Here is an 11,445-nt window from a genome sequence, read left to right as displayed (position 1 = left end):
ATGTCGAACACGAAGGCAAAAAAAAGCCCCGCCTGATTGCTCAGGCGGGGCTTTTTACTGGCTGTTGGAATCAGACGAGCGGTTTAGGCTCGTGTTCTTTTTCCTGGGCCACTTCGTGCTGCTCGACCGCGTCCTGAACGGAGCGTGGTGCTTCAGCAATCACCGACTCAACGACAGCTTCCTCTGCGGCCGGGGCAGGGGCTGCCTCGACTACTTCAGCAGCGACCGCTGGAGCTGCCGCAGCAGCCAGTTCGGCTTCTTTGGCCAGACGCTCTTCTTCACGCTTGCGACGACGCACTTCACGCGGATCGTTAGGCGCGCGACCGTTTGGCGTCAGGGCGCTGACCGGTGCTGCAGCTTCAACCACCGGGGCCGGAGCTTCGGCTACCACGGGCGCTTCGACAACCGGCGCTTCAACGACTGGCGCTGGAGCAGGTTGAACGGCTTCCACTACGGGTTCGGCAGCCTTGGCTTCTTCAGCGGCTGGGGCCTCGACAACGGACGCCGGGGTTTCAGCGACGGCAGGCTCGGCCACCCAGTTGAATGCGGTTTGTTCTTCACGAACTTCACGCACGCTTTCAGTCACGGTTTCAGCGACGGTTTCAACAACCTGCTCTGCCACCACAGCAGGGGCTTCGACAACCGGCGCTGGCTCGGCAGCAGCTTCAACCTGAGGCTGAGCTTCGCGAACCGGTGCCACTTCGACTTCCGGAGCGGCGATCACTTCCACCGGCGTAGTCGCTTCGACAACCGGCGCTTCCACTGGAGCGGTTTCCAGGGTGGCGGCGGTGGCGCGTTCGGCTTGCTCGTGAGCCTGTGCTTCAGCCGGAGCGCTGATCACGCTGCTGGCAACAGCGGCGGTGACGGCCAGGCCGGCAGCCAGATCGGCAGTGCCTGGTGCTTCAGCGTTTTCGCCAGACTCGGATTCTTCCGAACCTTCGATTACGTTGCCGTTGGCATCACGCTGACGCTCACGACGGTTGCTGCGACGACGCTGACCACGGGAGCGACGACGCGGACGATCGCCTTCGGCGGTGTCCTGACCGTCTTCCGGCAGTTGCTCTTCGTTCGTAGTCACTTCTTCTTCGGCAACGGCAGCAGCGGCCTGCTCGGCACGTGGCTGACGCTCTTCACGCGGCGGACGTGGCGCGCGCTCTTCACGCGGCTGACGAGCCGGACGCTCTTCGGCAACGACAGCGGCAGCGGCGGCTGGAGCGGCAGGAGCGGCGTCCAGAGGTTCGCGCAGTTCACGCACACGCTCTTCACGCTCGCCACGTGGCTTGCGGTCTTCACGTGGGGCACGCGGTGCACGTTCTTCACGCGGAGCGCGTGGTGCGCGTTCCTCGCGGGCGGCTGGTGCTTCGCTGCGGGCTTCACGCGGCTCGCGGACTTCACGGGCTTCACGTGGGGCGCGTTCTTCACGCGGCTCACGCGGTGCACGTTCTTCACGTGGCGCACGTTCTTCGCGCGGCTTGCGTTCTTCATCGCGGCGACCATTACGGTTGCGGCTCTGCTGACGACCGTTGCGACGCTCTTCATTGCGGGCCGGACGCTCGGTGGCCGGTTTTTCAACCACGACCGGAGCGGCTGGCTCTTCCTTGGTGGCGAACAGGCTGACCAGCGATTTCACCAGGCCTTTGAACAGGCTTGGCTCTGGCGCGGCAACCGGTGCCGGTGCTGGAGCCGCAGGTGCGGCGACTTCGGTCGGCACCGGAGCGTTGGCGCGGGCCGGTGCAGTCTTGACCGCGGCTTCCTGGCGAACTAGGGTGCGGGTCGCGGCGGCTGGCTGGACTTCTTCGACTTCGGCCGCAGCCGCAGCGATTTCGTAGCTGGACTGGTTGGTCGCGGCTTCCGGGCTGTCGTCACGCAGACGCTGAACTTCGAAGTGCGGCGTTTCGAGGTGATCGTTCGGCAGGATGACGATACGGGCACGGGTGCGCAGTTCGATCTTGGTGATCGAGTTGCGTTTTTCGTTGAGCAGGAACGCGGCGACCGGAATCGGCACTTGAGCGCGCACTTCGGCAGTGCGGTCTTTCAGGGCTTCTTCTTCGATCAGGCGCAGGATGGCCAGCGACAGCGATTCAACGTCACGGATGATGCCGGTGCCGTTGCAACGCGGGCAGACGATGCCGCTGCTTTCACCCAGGGATGGACGCAGGCGCTGACGGGACATTTCCAGCAGGCCAAAGCGCGAGATGCGGCCGATCTGCACGCGAGCGCGGTCGGCTTCCAGGCATTCGCGGACTTTCTCTTCCACGGCGCGCTGGTTCTTGGCAGGGGTCATGTCAATGAAGTCGATGACGATCAGGCCGCCGATGTCGCGCAGGCGCAACTGACGGGCGATTTCTTCGGCCGCTTCAAGGTTGGTCTGCAGGGCGGTTTCTTCGATGTCGCTGCCTTTGGTGGCGCGCGCCGAGTTGATGTCGATGGACACCAGGGCCTCGGTCGGATCGATAACGATGGAGCCGCCGGAAGGCAGTTCGACGACACGCTGGAACGCGGTTTCGATCTGGCTTTCGATCTGGAAACGGTTGAACAGCGGCACGCTGTCTTCGTACAGCTTGATCTTGCTGGCGTACTGCGGCATCACCTGGCGGATGAAGGTCAGGGCTTCGTCCTGGGCTTCAACGCTGTCGATCAGCACTTCGCCGATGTCCTGGCGCAGGTAATCGCGGATGGCGCGGATGATCACGTTGCTTTCCTGGTAGATCAGGAAAGGCGCGGAGCGATCCAGCGAGGCTTCTTTGATGGCGGTCCACAGTTGCAGCAGGTAATCGAGGTCCCACTGCATTTCTTCGCTGCTGCGGCCCAGGCCGGCAGTGCGCACGATCAGACCCATGTCGGCTGGTGCCACCAGGCCGTTCAGCGCTTCACGCAGTTCGTTGCGCTCTTCGCCTTCGATGCGACGGGAGATACCGCCGGCACGCGGGTTGTTCGGCATCAGCACGAGGTAACGACCGGCCAGGCTGATGAAGGTGGTCAGGGCGGCGCCCTTGTTGCCACGTTCTTCTTTTTCGACCTGAACGATGACTTCCTGGCCTTCGCTCAGGACGTCCTTGATGTTGACGCGGCCTTCAGGGGCTTTCTTGAAGTATTCGCGGGAGATTTCTTTGAGGGGCAGGAAGCCGTGGCGCTCGGAGCCGAAATCGACAAAGGCAGCCTCAAGGCTTGGTTCGATGCGAGTGATACGGCCTTTATAGATGTTGGCCTTCTTCTGCTCGCGTGCACCGGATTCGATGTCCAGGTCGTAGAGGCGTTGGCCATCTACCAGTGCAACACGCAACTCTTCGGGTTGAGTCGCGTTAATCAGCATTCTTTTCATGTAGTACCGTCGGTTTCCGGGCTGCCGGAAACGGCGTTCGGCACACACGACTTCTCACGGTCGGTGTCAGGTGCGTCGGGAATGGTTGGCCATTCCCGTGTCCAGCGATGTCAGGCCAATTGGGCCGATACCGCGACGTACGCGTCCTGCTTGCTGTGGCTACATAAGCACTCAGTCAGGAGGAGGAATCAACCAGCGGCTGTGGACGAGATGAAGCGTCTTGATAAAGCCTATTGCTACACAGTCCGGCGGTTGTGCATCTCCACCCTACACGTATCCCTGATAATTCGGGTGCTGCCGCGCGCAGAATCCGCAGCGGGTTGGCATTTACCGTGAGCTCCGAAAGGGGAGGTCACGCATCATGGCTAATTCAGGCGATGTTTCCGAAACATTCGCTCGGGGTCATCTGCAGCTGACTGCACTTTGTGAACTGGCCTCGAATATTTGCCTGTCAGGCGAGTGAAAACTCTGCTCGACGGTGTAATTCAGGCCTCATGTCACCTGCGCTTGTTACAACTGCAAACTCCACCGTTACGTAGCGAAAGCCCCGTAGGACGGCCTCGCGTCCTGGTGAATTGCGTTGGTCAGGGCCGGTTTTTGACCGTGGTTCCGCTGTCCAGGCCGCTTTTGGCGGCGTTCGCGACTATAGCAGCAATGATTAAGTGCTTCAAATCCATAAAAATTGTTATCATCCGCGGCATGACAACTACTGCCCCTTCGACTCCAGGCGTTCAACTGCTTGAAGTCTCGCCGGAGTATGCCGGCCAACGAATCGACAACTTTCTCCTCGCCCGGCTCAAAGGCGTGCCCAAGACCTTGATTTACCGCATTTTGCGTAAAGGCGAAGTGCGTGTGAACAAGGGGCGGATCAAGCCCGAATACAAGCTGCAGGCCGGTGATATCGTGCGCGTGCCGCCGGTTCGCGTGCCTGAGCGCGACGAGCCGGTGCCTCTGGCGCAAGGCTTGTTGCAGCGTCTGGAAGCCTCGATTGTCTACGAAGACAAAGCCCTGATCGTGATCAACAAGCCCGCCGGCATTGCGGTTCACGGCGGCAGCGGCTTGAATTACGGCGTCATCGAAGCCTTTCGTCAGTTGCGCCCGGATGCCAAGGAGCTGGAACTGGTTCACCGACTTGACCGGGATACCTCCGGCCTGCTGATGATCGCCAAGAAACGCAGCATGTTGCGGCACTTGCACGCCGCATTGCGCGGTGACGGCGTCGACAAGCGCTACATGGCGCTGGTTCGCGGCAACTGGGCAACTTCGATCAAGCAAGTCCGTGCGGCGCTCGGCAAGAGCAATCTGCGCTCCGGCGAGCGCATGGTCGAGGTCGATGAGGAGGAGGGCAAGGAGTCGGTGACCGTGTTCAAGGTCCTGCGTCGCTTTGGCGACTTTGCCACCTTGATCGAGGCCAAGCCGATCACCGGCCGCACGCACCAGATCCGCGTCCACACGTTGCACGCCGGGCACTGCATTGCCGGCGACACCAAGTACGGCGATGACGGTTTCAGCAAGGAAATCCGTGATCTGGGCGGCAAGCGCCTGTTCCTGCACGCCTACATGCTGACCGTGCCGCTGCCCGATGGCGGTGAACTCAAGTTGCAGGCACCGGTCGATGAAATGTGGGCCAAGACCGTGGAGCGATTGAGTGCGCCCATCTGATTGCAAACTGCTGATTTTCGATTGGGACGGCACCCTCGCCGATTCCATTGGTCGGATTGTCGAGGCGATGCACTCTGCGTCCGCGCGTTCCGGTTTCGAGTTGCGTGATGATTTTGCCGTCAAAGGCATCATCGGCCTGGGCTTGCCCGAGGCGATCCGCACCTTGTATCCGGACATCAGCGATACCGAGATGACCTTGTTTCGCGAGTATTACGCCGATCACTACATCGCGGCAGAAGCCGTGCCTTCGCCGTTGTTCGATGGCGTAGTCGAGTCGATGGCGTCGTTTCGCGAGCAGGGCTATTACCTGGCAGTCGCGACCGGTAAAAATCGTCGCGGACTGGATCGGGTGCTCAAGGCCAATGGCTGGGAAGACTATTTCGATATCACTCGCGCCGCCGACGAGACTGCGAGCAAGCCGCACCCGCTGATGCTTGAGCAGATTCTCGCGCATTGCGGTGTGCGCCCCGAGCAGGCGTTGATGGTAGGGGATTCGTCCTTCGACCTGTTGATGGCGCGTAACGCGGGCATGGCGTCTGTGGCGGTGAGTTATGGCGCGCAGTCGATTGAATCGCTGCAGCAGTTCGAGCCGCGCCTGTCGATCGACCGGTTTAGTGAATTGCACGCCTGGCTGGGGCAGCAGGCTTAATACGTTTTTGCTGGGGTACAGCGCATGACCGACGAATGGAAAGCACCGGCCAAGGCAAGTGCCGACGACGGTGACGAGAAAAGCTGGAAACTATTGGAGAAAACCCTGCTGGCCGGCGTGCAGGAGCAACGTCGTTCGCGGCGTTGGGGGATTTTCTTCAAGCTGCTGACGTTTGTTTATCTGTTTGTTGCGCTGATTCTGTTCACGCCGCTGATGGACATGGAAAAGAGCGCCACCCGTTCTTCGAACTACACAGCGCTGATCGACATCACCGGCATGATCGCCGACAAGGAGCCGGCCAGCGCTGACAATATCGTCGGCAGTCTGCGGGCGGCCTTCGAGGACAAGAAGGTCAAGGGTGTGATCCTGCGCATCAATAGTCCAGGCGGCAGTCCGGTGCAGTCGGGTTACGTGTATGACGAGATCAAGCGTCTGCGGGGGCTGAACCCGGACACCAAGGTGTATGCGGTGATTTCCGATCTGGGGGCGTCCGGTGCCTATTACATCGCCAGTGCGGCGGATCAGATCTATGCCGACAAGGCCAGTCTGGTTGGCTCCATCGGTGTGACGGCGGCGGGTTACGGCTTTGTTGGCACGATGGACAAGCTGGGTGTCGAGCGTCGTACGTATACCTCGGGTGAGCACAAGTCGTTCCTCGATCCGTTCCAGCCACAGAAAGCTGACGAGACGGCGTTCTGGCAGACCGTGCTGGACACCACGCACAAGCAGTTCATCAACAGCGTCAAGCAGGGGCGCGGCGATCGCCTCAAGGACAAAGAGCATCCGGAGCTGTTCTCCGGGCTGGTCTGGTCCGGTGAACAGGCGCTGCCGCTGGGGCTGATTGATGGCCTGGGTAACGCCAGTTCGGTGGCGCGGGATGTGATCGGCGAGAAAGAGCTGGTGGATTTCACCGTTCAGGAATCGCCGTTTGATCGCTTCTCGAAGAAGCTGGGTGCCAGCGTGGCTGAGCAGTTGGCGATGTGGATGGGTTTCCACGGGCCTTCGTTGCGTTAATTCGTTTCAAGTCAAAAGATCGCAGTCTGCGGCAGCGCCTACAGAGATCGGTGTAGGAGTTGTCGCAGGCTGCGATCTTTTGCTTTAAGGGATCTGTACGCCTTCGGCCAGCAGCATGTCGATCAGGCGAATCAACGGCAGGCCGATCAGGCTGGTCGCGTCAGGCCCTTCGGTGGATTGAAACAGGCTCACGCCCAGCCCTTCGGCCTTGAAGCTGCCAGCGCAGTCGTAAGGCTGTTCAATGCGCAGGTAGCGCTCAACGCGAGCCTGGTCCAGTTTGCGCATGTGAACGGTGAACGGCACGCAGTCGACCTGGCATTGGCCGGTCTGGCTGTTAAGCAGGGCCAGGCCGGTCAGGAAGGTCACGCTTGCGCCGCTGGCGGCCATCAATTGTTCGCAGGCCTTGTCGAAGGTGTGCGGCTTGCCGATGATCTGCTCGCCAAGCACGGCGACCTGGTCAGAGCCGATGATCAGATGGTCGGGGTGGCTGGCGGCCAGTGCCCGGGCTTTCTGTTCGGCGAGACGTTTGACCAGTTCGATGGCTGATTCGCCAGGGCGATGGCTTTCGTCGATATCCGGCGAACAGCAGACGAACGGCAGGTGCAGGCGGGCGAGCAAATCCCGGCGATAAGTCGAGCTTGAAGCAAGTAATAAAGGCAGCATTGGCGTCTCCTGAGGCAGGCGCGAATTCTAGCGGAGGCACGCAAGTGACGGACAGGGCACAATTTCCTTTGACATGGGTGGGTGCATCCCTATAATGCTGCGCCTATGTTGAATGACCCGATTCCACCTCACGTTGACCCGCGCAAATTGGCTGACCGTGGCACCACCCTTCAAGGTGAACTGCTGCTGGCCGATTTGAAGAGACTCTGCGACCCGCTTTCCGACAATGTCGGTACGGTGCAGGCCAAATTCGTTTTTGAACGAGATGAACGTAAATCTGTGGTGATCCACAGCTTTATCGACACCGAAGTCAAAATGGTTTGCCAGCGTTGTCTTGAGCTGGTCACCCTGCCGATCCACAGCGAATGCAGTTACGCTGTAGTGAAGGAGGGTGCGAATACCCAGTCGTTACCGAAAGGTTATGACGTGCTGGAACTGGGCGAAGATCCATTGGATCTGCAGTCACTGATCGAGGAGGAGCTTCTGCTCGCCTTGCCCATTGTGCCTGCTCATCATCCGGAAGAATGCCAGCAGCCGGCGGGAGCAGATGAACCCGTATCGAGCGAGGACGAGGTAACGCGGTCCAACCCGTTCAGTGTATTGGCGCAGTTAAAGCGTGACCCAAACGTTTAGGAGTTAATCAATTATGGCTGTTCAGCAGAACAAAAAATCCCGCTCTGCCCGTGACATGCGCCGTTCGCACGACGCTCTCGAGGCTAGCACTCTGTCTGTAGAAAAAACCACTGGTGAAGTTCACCTGCGTCACCACGTATCGCCAGAAGGCGTATACCGTGGCCGTAAAGTGATCGACAAGGGCGCTGACGAGTAATCACTTGTCCGCTCAAGTCATCGCGATTGACGCAATGGGCGGGGACTTCGGTCCCCGCAGCATTGTTCAGGCCAGCCTTGCTTGCCTTTCTGCTACGCCCTCGCTGCACCTGACCCTCGTCGGTCAACCCTCCCTCCTTGAAGAATTGATCCACGGCCAATCGGCTGCCGATCGCGCGCGCCTGACGATTATTCCGGCGTCCGAAGTCATCACCATGGACGAAAAACCGACCCAGGCCTTGCGTGGCAAGCCGGACTCGTCGATGCGTGTCGCCCTTGAACTGGTGCGTGATGGCAAGGCTCAGGCCTGTGTCAGTGCCGGTAATACCGGGGCGCTGATGGCGTTGTCGCGCTTCGTGCTCAAGACGTTGCCGGGCATTGATCGACCAGCGATGGTGGCGGCGATTCCGACGCAGACGGGTTATTGCCAGTTGCTCGACCTGGGCGCCAATGTCGATTGCAGTGCCGAGCATCTGTTGCAGTTCGCGGTGATGGGGTCGGTGGCAGCGCAGACGCTGGGCATTGCCCGGCCACGAGTGGCGTTGCTCAATATCGGCACCGAAGACATCAAGGGTAACCAGCAGGTCAAGCTGGCAGCGACCTTGTTGCAGGCGGCGCGAGGTATCAATTACATCGGTTTCGTCGAGGGCGATGGCCTGTATCGCGGTGAAGCGGACGTGGTGGTGTGTGACGGTTTTGTCGGCAATATCCTGCTCAAGTCCAGCGAAGGCCTGGCGACGATGATCGCGGCGCGCATCGAGGCGCTGTTCAGGAAAAACCTCGCGTCCCGGGTTGTCGGGGCGTTGGCGTTGCCATTGATGAAGCGCTTGCAGGCGGATCTGGCGCCGGCGCGACACAACGGCGCAAGTTTTCTCGGTCTGCAGGGCATCGTGGTGAAAAGTCACGGTTCGGCCGGGGTTCAGGGTTTTCAGAGTGCGATTCAGCGGGCCTTGATCGAGATCCAGGAAAATCTTCCCGAGCGCCTTCATGGTCGTCTGGAGGATTTGTTGTCTTAGGCGTTTTCGTCGGACAATGCTTAAATGTGACCGCCCGGTTCAAAGGGCCATCCAACTGTCAGTTTCTTGCGTCCCCACGTGGGGCGTCATTTTTCGACGACAAGATCATTAGGGGCTTGTTACATGTCTGCTTCCCTCGCATTCGTCTTTCCAGGACAGGGTTCGCAGTCCCTCGGCATGCTGGCCGAGCTGGGCGCGGAATATCCGTTGATCCTCGAAACTTTCAAAGAAGCCTCTGAGGCTCTGGGCTATGACCTGTGGGCGCTGACCCAGCAGGGTCCGGAAGAGCTGCTCAATCAAACCGATAAAACCCAACCGGCCATTCTGACCGCTTCGATCGCCCTGTGGCGTCTGTGGCTGGCGGAAGGCGGCGCGCGTCCGGCCTTTGTTGCCGGTCACAGCCTGGGTGAATACAGCGCGCTGGTCGCTGCCGGTAGCCTGACGCTGGCTGACGCGGTGAAGCTCGTCGAGCGCCGTGGTCAACTGATGCAGGAAGCGGTTCCGGCCGGGCAGGGCGGCATGGCGGCCATTCTCGGTCTGGAAGATGCCGACGTACTGGCGGCCTGTGCTGAAGCAGCGCAGGGCGAGGTGGTCAGCGCCGTCAACTTCAACTCGCCAGGCCAGGTGGTCATCGCCGGTGCCAAGGCGGCCGTTGAGCGCGCCATCGAAGGCTGCAAGGCCCGTGGCGCCAAGCGTGCCATGCCGCTGCCGGTGAGCGTGCCGTCGCACTGCGAACTGATGCGTCCGGCCGCCGAGCGCTTCGCCGAATCCATCGCCGCCATCGACTGGCAGGCGCCGCAGATCCCGGTGGTACAGAACGTCAGCGCGCAAGTGCCGGCCGATCTGGAAACCCTCAAGCGTGATCTGCTCGAACAACTGTACAAGCCAGTGCGCTGGGTTGAATCGGTCCAGACCCTGGCCGCCAAAGGCGCGACCAGTCTGGTCGAATGCGGCCCGGGCAAAGTCCTGGCCGGTCTGAACAAACGTTGCGCCGAAGGCGTTTCGACTTCCAACCTCAATACCCCAGACGCTTTCGCTGCCGCTCGCGCAGCGCAAGCCTGAATCAGGAGAAGCTTGCATGAGTCTGCAAGGTAAAGTTGCACTGGTCACCGGTGCAAGCCGCGGTATCGGCCAGGCTATCGCGCTGGAACTGGGTCGTCAGGGCGCCATCGTCGTGGGTACCGCGACCTCCGCCAAAGGTGCCGAGGCAATTGCCGCCACGCTGAAAGAGCACGGCATTCAGGGCACCGGTCTGGAACTCAACGTCACCAGCGACGAATCGGTCAGCAAGGTGCTGGCGAGCATCCAGGAGCAGTTCGGTGCGCCGGCGATCCTGGTCAATAACGCCGGCATCACCCGCGATAATCTGATGATGCGCATGAAAGACGACGAGTGGTACGACGTGATCGATACCAACCTGAACAGTCTGTATCGCCTGTCCAAGGGCGTTCTGCGCGGCATGACCAAGGCGCGTTGGGGTCGAATTATCAGTATTGGCTCGGTGGTGGGTGCCATGGGCAACGCAGGCCAAGTAAACTATGCAGCCGCCAAGGCCGGTCTGGAAGGTTTCAGCCGGGCGATGGCGCGTGAAGTCGGTTCTCGTTCGATTACGGTCAACTCGGTGACCCCTGGGTTCATCGACACCGATATGACCCGTGAACTGCCTGAAGCACAGCGTGAAGCCTTGCAGACGCAGATTCCGCTGGGTCGTCTGGGGCAGGCTCAAGAGATCGCATCTGTGGTCGCTTTTCTTGCATCCGACGGTGCGGCATACGTCACCGGGGCTACAATCCCGGTGAACGGTGGGATGTACATGTAAGTAAAATGTGACGGATTGCTTCAAAAAAATGTCATACGAGCTGTCTAAAATCCGTTATAAAGCTGCAATCTATTTATAGGCAGAGGGCCGCAGGGTTTGAGGAGTGAAGCTTTCAGTTGAAAAGCTGAAAAGTCTTTCTATACACTTACCCACTGGCCAGCTGCCTGAATTTGTCCATTAGGAGTGAAAACAAGGTATGAGCACCATCGAAGAGCGCGTCAAGAAAATCGTTGCCGAGCAACTGGGTGTTAAAGAAGAAGAAGTGGTCAACACCGCTTCCTTCGTAGAAGACCTGGGTGCCGACTCCCTTGACACCGTTGAGCTGGTGATGGCTCTGGAAGAGGAATTCGAGACCGAAATCCCTGACGAAGAAGCTGAGAAGATCACTACTGTACAAGCTGCAATCGACTACGTTACTAGCCACCAGGCGTAATAGTTTGTAATCGTTGTTTGCTGTCATGGAAAAACCGCA

General features: G+C 59.9%; 11 protein-coding genes. 9 read left to right on the top strand and 2 right to left on the bottom strand.

The window, feature by feature from the left end; genetic code table 11:
• Positions 1-70: 70 nt before the first annotated feature.
• Entirely contained in the window at positions 71-3,322 is a 3,252-nt protein-coding gene (gene rne, locus ACXX9E_RS25805) for a ribonuclease E (RefSeq protein WP_458556405.1), read from the bottom strand.
• 699 nt (positions 3,323-4,021) lie between these two features.
• Between rne and rluC the strand changes: the two genes are divergently transcribed.
• The 3 genes from rluC to ACXX9E_RS25790 are packed head-to-tail and all read left to right on the top strand — an operon-like array spanning position 4,022 to position 6,647.
• A complete protein-coding gene (rluC, locus tag ACXX9E_RS25800) occupies positions 4,022-4,984 on the top strand; it encodes a 23S rRNA pseudouridine(955/2504/2580) synthase RluC (RefSeq protein ID WP_007950779.1) in 963 nt (320 codons plus the stop codon).
• Entirely contained in the window at positions 4,971-5,633 is a 663-nt protein-coding gene (locus tag ACXX9E_RS25795) for an HAD-IA family hydrolase (protein WP_458556404.1), read from the top strand. The genes rluC and ACXX9E_RS25795 overlap by 14 nt, the downstream gene beginning before the upstream one ends.
• Positions 5,634-5,657: 24 nt before the next feature.
• Positions 5,658-6,647, top strand: a complete 990-nt coding sequence (locus ACXX9E_RS25790; RefSeq protein WP_458556403.1) for a S49 family peptidase — start codon at positions 5,658-5,660, stop codon at positions 6,645-6,647.
• 84 nt (positions 6,648-6,731) lie between these two features.
• Here the strand turns inward: ACXX9E_RS25790 and ACXX9E_RS25785 are convergent, their stop codons facing one another.
• The gene (locus tag ACXX9E_RS25785; RefSeq protein WP_340133927.1) at positions 6,732-7,310 is read right to left on the bottom strand and encodes a Maf family protein; all 579 of its coding nucleotides are present in this window, start codon (positions 7,308-7,310) and stop codon (positions 6,732-6,734) included.
• 105 nt (positions 7,311-7,415) lie between these two features.
• On the opposite strand from ACXX9E_RS25785, the gene ACXX9E_RS25780 reads away from it, so the two are divergent.
• The 6 genes from ACXX9E_RS25780 to acpP all read left to right on the top strand — a co-directional run bounded on the left by ACXX9E_RS25780 (position 7,416) and on the right by acpP (position 11,406).
• Positions 7,416-7,943 carry a YceD family protein gene (locus ACXX9E_RS25780; RefSeq protein WP_123466796.1) on the top strand — a complete coding sequence of 176 codons (528 nt, stop codon included), beginning with the start codon at positions 7,416-7,418 and terminating at the stop codon, positions 7,941-7,943.
• 13 nt (positions 7,944-7,956) lie between these two features.
• Positions 7,957-8,139, top strand: coding sequence for a 50S ribosomal protein L32 (gene rpmF / locus ACXX9E_RS25775; RefSeq protein WP_003179396.1), 183 nt, complete (start codon positions 7,957-7,959; stop codon positions 8,137-8,139).
• 4 nt (positions 8,140-8,143) lie between these two features.
• A complete protein-coding gene (gene plsX, locus ACXX9E_RS25770) occupies positions 8,144-9,154 on the top strand; it encodes a phosphate acyltransferase PlsX (RefSeq protein WP_267802820.1) in 1,011 nt (336 codons plus the stop codon).
• Between the two features lie 123 nt (positions 9,155-9,277).
• Positions 9,278-10,216 (top strand): ACP S-malonyltransferase, encoded by a 939-nt coding sequence (gene fabD, locus ACXX9E_RS25765; RefSeq protein ID WP_123466792.1) that lies wholly within the window; start codon positions 9,278-9,280, stop codon positions 10,214-10,216.
• Positions 10,217-10,232: 16 nt separating this feature from the next.
• Positions 10,233-10,973, top strand: a complete 741-nt coding sequence (gene fabG, locus ACXX9E_RS25760; RefSeq protein WP_123466790.1) for a 3-oxoacyl-ACP reductase FabG — start codon at positions 10,233-10,235, stop codon at positions 10,971-10,973.
• Positions 10,974-11,169: 196 nt separating this feature from the next.
• Positions 11,170-11,406 carry an acyl carrier protein gene (gene acpP, locus ACXX9E_RS25755; RefSeq protein ID WP_003175607.1) on the top strand — a complete coding sequence of 79 codons (237 nt, stop codon included), beginning with the start codon at positions 11,170-11,172 and terminating at the stop codon, positions 11,404-11,406.
• The last annotated feature ends 39 nt before the right edge of the window (positions 11,407-11,445 follow it).

The organism is Pseudomonas sp. GNP014 (genome assembly GCF_054344005.1).
Note: the sequence above shows the minus strand (reverse complement) of the source record. Positions and strands in the feature narration are given on the sequence as shown.

Coding starts and splice junctions, on each gene's coding strand:
- rne (WP_458556405.1), bottom strand. CDS start 3,322: ATGAAAAGAATGCTGATTAACGCGACTCAACCCGAAGAGTTGCGTGTT.
- rluC (WP_007950779.1), top strand. CDS start 4,022: ATGACAACTACTGCCCCTTCGACTCCAGGCGTTCAACTGCTTGAAGTC.
- ACXX9E_RS25790 (WP_458556403.1), top strand. CDS start 5,658: ATGACCGACGAATGGAAAGCACCGGCCAAGGCAAGTGCCGACGACGGT.
- ACXX9E_RS25785 (WP_340133927.1), bottom strand. CDS start 7,310: ATGCTGCCTTTATTACTTGCTTCAAGCTCGACTTATCGCCGGGATTTG.
- ACXX9E_RS25780 (WP_123466796.1), top strand. CDS start 7,416: ATGTTGAATGACCCGATTCCACCTCACGTTGACCCGCGCAAATTGGCT.
- rpmF (WP_003179396.1), top strand. CDS start 7,957: ATGGCTGTTCAGCAGAACAAAAAATCCCGCTCTGCCCGTGACATGCGC.
- fabD (WP_123466792.1), top strand. CDS start 9,278: ATGTCTGCTTCCCTCGCATTCGTCTTTCCAGGACAGGGTTCGCAGTCC.
- fabG (WP_123466790.1), top strand. CDS start 10,233: ATGAGTCTGCAAGGTAAAGTTGCACTGGTCACCGGTGCAAGCCGCGGT.
- acpP (WP_003175607.1), top strand. CDS start 11,170: ATGAGCACCATCGAAGAGCGCGTCAAGAAAATCGTTGCCGAGCAACTG.